Origin of the sequence: Pantoea sp. EKM103V, from assembly GCF_011800365.1 — a bacterium.
GTDB classification, from domain to species: domain Bacteria; phylum Pseudomonadota; class Gammaproteobacteria; order Enterobacterales; family Enterobacteriaceae; genus Pantoea; species Pantoea anthophila.
On sequence record NZ_JAALFQ010000011.1, the window covers coordinates 151,179 to 157,178 of the forward strand.

Sequence of the window (6,000 nt, forward strand, 5' to 3'; positions counted from 1 at the left end):
TTTGTCATCAATCTTTATATTAGTTACAACAACCAATAAGAGCTGTCAGTATTATCCGAGCGAGCCTGTGCCCCGCTGCCCCTCTCTGGCAATTATCATCGAGCTGTTCTGAAACTCCGAGTGCCCTTTGACAAGCCGCCCCGCACGGCCCGGAGGGCCGTAACAGCTGTTTCTGTAGCATATGTATGATGTAACTAAACCCACGGTGGATGTCAGATCAGATATCGCGGCAGATCAGTTAACCCACTGCTTAACTTAAATAAAAGGCTCCTGAGGTATCAGAAACCTTTTCCGGTATCAGGCGGTCAGATAATGCAAAGATTCGCCTATTGCGCAGGCCGAATCAACTGACCTGAAAAGCAATAAAAAGACCGTTATTGAACCAGGTCACTTTCTCGCCCGCCTCGTTGAGCATCCATCCGGCTTCGCCCATAGACGAGTTGTTCCAGCTTTTGTATTCAGTCGCGCTGGCCAGACCGATAGCATTAATACTTTTAGCGGCACGATTATAATTGAAGCAGCAATCTGAATTCAGGCCAGCGTCATTCCACATCCCAAGTAACTCTGCGTAGCCGATATCAGCACCGCTGACGCTTTTCGCTTCTGATATATTTAATAAGCGCATATTAACTTCCTTTACATTTAAGATACATTAAATAGGTATTGCGGCGTCATTTTATCAAAAAGTCTTTTTTCACGCTGCTGGTCCAGCAGATTATCAGGCCAGAATAACGATTAATTTTTTTCAAAGAGAATAGCTAATCGAACTGCTTCGATTGACATTTTTGCAGGCACACAATACCCCTTTAAAAAAGGGAACCAGGTTTATTGCAGGTTAAAAAGGTGAACAGAACGTGAGTAATAAGAGCATGACGCGTTGAGCCTTGTGCCCTGTGTTTAAATAACGCCTGTTGTAACTCTGCATCGTTGCTCATGCGCCTGTGGTAGTGAACATGTCCCTATTTCGGAGTCAGGGCAGATGAAGACAAACTATACCCCTACACCTCATGACGCTATGTTCCGTCAATTTCTGACCCAGCCAGATGTTGCCCGTGATTTTATGGAAAACCATCTTCCGGCAGAGCTTCGTGAAATATGCGATCTCAGCACACTCACGCTGGAATCCGGTTCGTTTGTCGAGGATGACCTTCGGCAATATTTCAGCGACGTGCTTTACAGCCTTAAAACACGCGCTGGCGACGGTTACATTCATGTTCTGATTGAGCATCAGTCTACGTCCGACAAACATATGGCCTTCCGTCTGATGCGCTATGCGGTGGCGGCCATGCAGCGTCATCTGGAGGCGAAACATCCGACGCCCAATCCTTTGTTCGCGAACTGGCACAGCGTGTGCCGCAACACGGAGACGCACTCATGACCATCGCACAACAACTTGAGCAAAAAGGCATTGAGAAAGGGATTCAGATTGGCAGAGAGAAGGGCCATTCTGAAGGTGAACGCGACGCAACCCTGAAAATTGCGCGGACGATGCTGCAGAATGGCCTCGACCGCGATACCGTCATGAAGATGACCGGCCTGACCGACGAGGAACTGTCAAAAATCCGCCACTGAGTTCGCCTCATCCTCCCGTTGATCCCGCTGAATTATCCCTCTTAACAGCCTGTTGAACTGCCGTTGACCCTGACGGCCATTTTCCCCTGCCTGTCCGACGTCAGATCAAAAATCGAAACGCTTATCATTTGTAGAATAAGTGCTTCTTACTCAGAGGCAGAACAGGGTATGGCAATTAACACAGGCTGCTCCTACCGGATAGTGGGCTATCAGCCCTCGGTCAATTCCACCTGGCGTCAGAAATTACTGACGATGGGCATGCTGCCGGGCGCAGTGATTGAAATTATTCGTGTCGCCCCCCTGGGTGACCCGGTACAGATCTCAACCCGTCGTGTCACTCTGGCGGTGCGGCAGGGTGACCTGGACGCAATTATTCTGGAGGAAATCGTCTGATGAAAAAGATAACCATCGGGCTGATTGGTAATCCTAACACCGGCAAAACAACGCTGTTTAATCAGCTCACCGGCGCCCGTCAGCGGGTGGGGAACTGGGCGGGCGTCACAGTCGAGCGTAAAGAGGGACAGTTTTTCACCGCTCAGTCAGATGTCCGGCTCGTCGATTTACCGGGAACCCGCTCGCTGACAACGCTGTCCGCTGAAAGCTCCATCGATGAGAGCATCGCCTGCCAGTACCTTTATCAGGAACATGCCGATGTCGTAATCAACGTCGTGGATGCCTCCCGTCTTGAAAGCAATCTGTTCCTGACGCTTCAGCTGCTGGAACTCGGGCTACCCTGCATTATTGCCCTCAATATGCAGGATATCGCTGCCAGCCAGAATATCACTATCGATACCGGGGCGCTGTCGGCCCGCCTGGGCTGTCCGGTCGTTTCACTGACCTCAACCCGGGGTGACGGCATTGCACAGCTTAAAGCGTTAATCGATGAACCGCAGGTTTATCGCGCACCGGAGCAGGTGTGCTACCCGGCAGCGATTGAATCGGCCATCGGGCAGCTATGTCAGCAGATGTCCGCCACAACAGCGCCACAGAAACGCCGCTGGCTGGCCTTACAGTTGCTGGAGGGGGATATCAACAGTCTGAAGCTTTGTCCGGAACTAGAAGCCCACTTACCTGAAATCAGGCAGCAGGCGGGTGAAGAGGCGGGCGTACAGATTGCCGACTATCGTTATCGCGCCATTAATGCAATCTGTGCGGCCGTCATGCATAGCGATCAGGTTGCGCCCGCGAATCTGACCAGCCGGATTGATCAGGTTGTGCTGAACCGCTGGCTGGGCATTCCGATTTTTCTGGCGGTGATGTATGTGATGTTCGTGCTCTCTATCAATATCGGCGCCGCCTTGCAGCCGCTATTCGACAGCAGTTCGGTGGCGATATTCATTCATGGTGCACAATGGCTGGGTGCGGTCTGTCACTTCCCGGCCTGGCTGACGGTGTTTCTGGCGCAGGGGATCGGGGCTGGCATCAACACCGTGCTGCCGATTATTCCGCAGATTGGCCTGATGTTCCTGTTCCTCGCTTTTCTGGAAGACTCGGGCTATATGGCTCGCGCCGCCTTTGTGATGGATCGGTTGATGCAGTCACTGGGCCTGCCGGGCAAATCATTTGTGCCATTGATTGTCGGCTTTGGCTGTAACGTGCCGTCAGTGATGGGGACACGCGCGCTGGACACGCCGCGTGAGCGTCTGCTGACCGTGCTGATTGCACCCTTTATGTCGTGCGGTGCGCGGCTGGCGATCTTTGCGGTTTTCGCTGCGGCGTTTTTTCATGCGCACAGCTCCAGTCTGGTTTTTTCCCTCTATCTGCTGGGTATTGTCGTCGCGGTCGTGACCGGACTGATACTCAAGCATACCCTGCTGGGAGGTGAAGCCTCACCGTTTATCATGGAGCTGCCGGTCTATCACCGGCCCCATCTCAAAAGTCTGCTGCTGCAGACGTGGCAACGGCTGAAAATGTTTGTGGTGCGGGCCGGGCAGGTCATCATCCTGGTGAGCATGCTGATTGGCGTACTGAGCAGTTTTGCATTCAATGGCCAGCTGGTGAATGACATTAACCACTCCGCACTGGCTGCGACCAGTAAAGCGATTACGCCGGCGCTGCTACCGATAGGTGTCACACAGGATAACTGGCAGGCAACCGTGGGACTGGTGAGTGGCATTATGGCGAAAGAGGTGGTGGTGGGCACACTCAACAGTCTTTACACCACCGAGGCGATTCAGAGCAGCCCGTTCGATCCGCAGGCTTTTGACCTGGGAGGTGAGTTAAAAGAGGCGCTGACTGAAACCAGGACTGGCTTAAAGGCTGCGTTCAGGATCGATGCACTGGCGCATCCCATTGAAGCCAGTAAAGGTGATGGTGAGATGGCCTCCGGCCCGATGAGTGTAATGTCAGATAAATTTGGCAGCGGGTTTGCCGCCTATAGCTACCTGATTTTCGTCCTGCTCTACGTTCCCTGTGTCTCCGTCATGGGAGCGATTGCACGCGAAGCAGGCAAAAAATGGATGATGTTCTCCTTTTTCTGGGGACTGAACATCGCCTACACCACGGCGACGCTCTTTTATCAGGCGGTCACGTTTGCCCGTCATCCCGCATTCAGCGCGATCTGCATCTTATGTGTCGTGGTGCTGAATGTCATCATCCTGCTGGCACTGCGCAAAGCAGGGAACCGTGTGCAGAACATCCCCATCATGTTCAGGGAGGAGAGAGGGCGTTGTCAGGGCTGCCACGGCAATTGTGATAAGCAGGGCGGATATGCCTGACCCGATCACCCGGTGATAGCGTCAGTTAATGACCAGGGGCAAGGCCGGAGATCTGAATACAATGGCGGCGACGCGTCAGGAAACGGCGAAACCGCCTGTTAATCAGTGAGATGGTTCAGGAATAAAGCCCGAAAAGTGTTGTCCCGTACCGGTTTACTCACAGGCTGTCCACTTTTTCTGTGGATAACTTCATCCGCCGAAGACGCTGAGCGCGCTTTTATGTCAGCGTTAATCAGGCAATGCGCCGTCAGCATGCTGTTCCATAAACTCCACCATGGCCCCTTTATGGGCTTCGACATGACGAATATAGCGCATCAGCGTCTCCGGCTTTTTCCAGGTGCCTTCCTGCATGATTCTGGCTATGGGGTAGCCTTTGTCTGCCATATCCTGTGCTGCGCCAACCCTTGCGCTGTGACCACTCCAGCCGGTATAACGATTTTTATTGGCCTTCACGCCTCCGGTTTTTCCGGCGCAGCGCCAGGCGCGTTCGAAAATCTGCTCCAGAGCCCGGGTGCTCATAGGTTTTTCGGCTGGGAGGGAACGCCCCGAGCGGTGGACAGCGGTAAACAGATAGGCATCGGGCTGGCCGGAAAGCCCGGATGCCTCCAGCCACTCCTCCAGCCGCTGGGTGGAACGCGTACTGAGGGCTTTAATTAATCCACCGGTCTGTACGACGGTTTTGGTCCAGGCCACGTCCAGAATGATACGTCCATCACCGGCACGCATCACATCACGCACCCGTAACCGCGACAGTTCACTGATACGCAGCAGCGTTGCGTATGCGACGTGCAGAAAGGCCAGATCGCGGCGCGCCTGGAGGCTGTCAGCACCTGACCACTGCCTGTCCAGCGCCAGCAGATCGCTCAGCCTGAAGGGCACAGCCTGTCCCGCCCGCTCGCCACTCATCACCGCCACCCGGTTGATCTTCTTCATCGCACGAAAAACCTGCGGCGAGGTGTTGGGCACGGGCAGATCTGCGTTACGGTGTAACATCGAAATCAGAGCCGCATGTGATGTAACGGTGGAGGAAGCCCGCCCGCTTTCAGCCAGGAAAGTAAGATAGTCGCGCAAATCGTCAGCGCTCATCGGCAGGAAGCTGCGCTGATTTTCTTCCGACCACTGATTGCAGATCCGCATCACGCTCAGAAGCTGTCGCCACGTGTTAGGCGAAAAGGCCTCTTTGTCCTGCACAAATTGTCTGAGGCGTTCAGCGATATCCCCGCTCCGGTTCATCTGCAGTTCAGTTAACGGCACTAACTCTGTCATTTTTGCTCACTGATTGACCGAAAACGGCGTTGATCGCGCTACGTGAATTCTGAGAAAAAAGCAGGGGGTCAACCGGCCAGAATTTGCGTAGCGCTGCCATTTTATAAAGTGGTTTTGACTGTCTGTCATCATAACCCGGCGCATCCATACTGTCATGGCTTCGTATAAGAATAATTATACGAAGCCAGCCAGATGAGCCACTTTTTCATCAGGAGGCAACGACGGCCGCAAGGCATCCGCTAACGTTCGCGAAGATACCGACACCGGATGGAAAGTGACAGGAAAGAGGATCAGGAATGAAGGTCAGACATCACGCTACAGGATTATCCGAATTTAAGCGGGAAGGCAGCGAAGCTGATGGTTTATGTTTAACTGAGATCCGTCAATGTCCGGTCGTGAAGTAATTAGCCATCTGGCGCTGATTAAAAAACTGCGACGCTATATT

The 6,000-nt window shown here is 53.2% G+C and carries 4 protein-coding genes and 1 pseudogene; 3 read left to right on the forward strand and 2 right to left on the reverse strand.

The genetic code is table 11. The annotated features are described in order from the left end of the window. Window positions 1-343: 343 nt before the first annotated feature. Complete coding sequence (locus HFD97_RS18835) at window positions 344-625, reverse strand: hypothetical protein (RefSeq protein WP_140029903.1); 282 nt, start codon at window positions 623-625, stop codon at window positions 344-346. A gap of 354 nt (window positions 626-979) precedes the next feature. On the opposite strand from HFD97_RS18835, the pseudogene HFD97_RS18840 reads away from it, so the two are divergent. The 3 genes and pseudogenes from HFD97_RS18840 to feoB all read left to right on the forward strand — a co-directional run bounded on the left by HFD97_RS18840 (window position 980) and on the right by feoB (window position 4,289). Beyond that, window positions 980-1,572 (forward strand): annotated as a pseudogene (locus HFD97_RS18840) (Rpn family recombination-promoting nuclease/putative transposase). Window positions 1,573-1,740: 168 nt separating this feature from the next. Continuing rightward, window positions 1,741-1,965 (forward strand): FeoA domain-containing protein, encoded by a 225-nt coding sequence (locus HFD97_RS18845; RefSeq protein WP_058958133.1) that lies wholly within the window; start codon window positions 1,741-1,743, stop codon window positions 1,963-1,965. Then, window positions 1,965-4,289 carry a Fe(2+) transporter permease subunit FeoB gene (feoB, locus tag HFD97_RS18850; protein WP_167432308.1) on the forward strand — a complete coding sequence of 775 codons (2,325 nt, stop codon included), beginning with the start codon at window positions 1,965-1,967 and terminating at the stop codon, window positions 4,287-4,289. Before HFD97_RS18845 ends, feoB begins: the two co-directional genes overlap by 1 nt. 228 nt (window positions 4,290-4,517) lie before the next feature. Here feoB and HFD97_RS18855 read toward each other — a convergent pair whose 3' ends face one another. Continuing rightward, window positions 4,518-5,555 (reverse strand): tyrosine-type recombinase/integrase, encoded by a 1,038-nt coding sequence (locus HFD97_RS18855; protein WP_167432307.1) that lies wholly within the window; start codon window positions 5,553-5,555, stop codon window positions 4,518-4,520. Window positions 5,556-6,000 lie beyond the last annotated feature (445 nt).

Bases quoted from the DNA above. Each gene is read 5' to 3' on its own strand.
- HFD97_RS18835 (WP_140029903.1), bottom strand. From the start codon at position 625: ATGCGCTTATTAAATATATCAGAAGCGAAAAGCGTCAGCGGTGCTGAT.
- HFD97_RS18845 (WP_058958133.1), top strand. From the start codon at position 1,741: ATGGCAATTAACACAGGCTGCTCCTACCGGATAGTGGGCTATCAGCCC.
- feoB (WP_167432308.1), top strand. From the start codon at position 1,965: ATGAAAAAGATAACCATCGGGCTGATTGGTAATCCTAACACCGGCAAA.
- HFD97_RS18855 (WP_167432307.1), bottom strand. From the start codon at position 5,555: ATGACAGAGTTAGTGCCGTTAACTGAACTGCAGATGAACCGGAGCGGG.